The organism is Bacteroides sp. HMSC067B03 (assembly GCF_001811315.1).
GTDB classification, from domain to species: domain Bacteria; phylum Bacteroidota; class Bacteroidia; order Bacteroidales; family Bacteroidaceae; genus Bacteroides; species Bacteroides faecis.
On record NZ_KV804280.1, the window covers coordinates 1 to 1,385 of the forward strand.

Annotated in this window: 2 protein-coding genes and 1 pseudogene; all 3 read left to right on the forward strand. The window is 48.8% G+C overall.

Translation table 11 applies throughout. The features are described 5' to 3' along the window. Window positions 1-629, forward strand: a pseudogene (locus HMPREF2794_RS03135) (hypothetical protein); the annotation flags it as partial. Beyond that, entirely contained in the window at window positions 626-1,129 is a 504-nt protein-coding gene (locus tag HMPREF2794_RS03140) for a hypothetical protein (RefSeq protein ID WP_007765977.1), read from the forward strand. The pseudogene HMPREF2794_RS03135 and the gene HMPREF2794_RS03140, both read left to right, overlap by 4 nt. Further along, window positions 1,126-1,385, forward strand: a 260-nt coding sequence (locus tag HMPREF2794_RS03145; RefSeq protein ID WP_070750887.1) for a hypothetical protein, incomplete at its 3' end; no start/stop codon positions are given. The genes HMPREF2794_RS03140 and HMPREF2794_RS03145, both read left to right, overlap by 4 nt.

Sequence of the window (1,385 nt, forward strand, 5' to 3'; positions counted from 1 at the left end):
AGAATGTCACACTGAAGAAACTGCTTGCAGACGTCGCCAAAGGCTATGAGGTAAAAACCAACTATGACGCGGAACTGGGTGCAGTGCGGTATTCGTCCAAGACAGTCGCGGAAATTCTGAACGACATACGGAAGAAAACCAACCTTCACTGCTATTTCATCGGCAAAACCCTGTATTGCGGAAATGTGTATTCCGAAAAGGTCGATACCGAAAAGGTAAAAATCGTACTGGAAAGAAACGCTGTCAGCCAGGACTTGAACGAAACCAACGGTGAATTTCAGGTCAAGGTAGTCAGCATCGGGGCTGGCGGCAAGAAACTGGAAGCAAAAGCCGGAACGGAAGGAAGCGAGGTTTATAACCTTACTTACAATGAGAAGGGAAAGTCCATCAAGGTCGAAGACCTGAAGAAGTTCGCCAAAGATTTCTACGAAAGCCTAAAAAAGCAGAAGTATCGCGGGGGTGTCGAACTGTTCGGAATACCTGTCGTACATCATGGTATGACGGTTGATCTGAAAAGTGAGGTGACACCGGAAATGAACGGATACTATTACGTTGAGAAAGTGACAAAGGATTTCAGTGACGATGCTACATACAGGCAAAAATTGGAGTTGGGAGGACGCGCGGAATGACAACGGACGAACAGTTACGTGATGCGTTTGAAAAATGGCGTGAAGGGGCTAGACAGGCGCAACTGCGCTGGGTAACGGTAGACAAGGTTGATAAAGAAAACAAGTCAATGGACGTGACCGGAGTCATTGACCGGCTTGAATATTATGACGTCCAGTTGGGAATGGGGGCATTATGCATCTATCCGAAACCGGGAACGACTTGTCTGGTCGGAATCGTCGAGGGACAGGAGACTGACGCCTTCCTGATTTCCGCAAATGAAGTGGACGAAATAGTGCTGAATGGCGGGACGTTGGGCGGACTGGTAAAAGTCGGGGAGCTGACGGAACGGCTGAACCTGATTGAAAAGGACATCAATTCACTGAAACAGAGATTGTCCGGCTGGACGCCCGTACCGAACGACGGGGGATCGGCTTTGAAAACGGCATTGTCCTCCTACACATCAGAATCACTGAAAGAGACACAGGTCGGGGATATTGAAAACGAAAAGGTGAAACAATGAAGGGACTATTACTTGACAAGGACGGTGACATCCGGATTGTTCCCCATACGGGAAAAGACGGGCTGACCGGATTCGTGGTCGGTGACACGCTGATTCAGAATGCGGCAACCGTGCTGGAGCTGAATCAGGGAGAGTTGAAAGAAGACCCGGTGCTTGGTGCAAACCTGATCCGGTACATACGTTCAAAGGCTGATAAAACAGCCATTGAGAAACAAATGAAAGTCCACCTGAAACGCGCGGGCATTGACTATTCGGA

What these genes read in the sequence shown, in the direction of transcription:
- HMPREF2794_RS03140 (WP_007765977.1), top strand. Translation starts at nt 626, where the DNA reads ATGACAACGGACGAACAGTTACGTGATGCGTTTGAAAAATGGCGTGAA.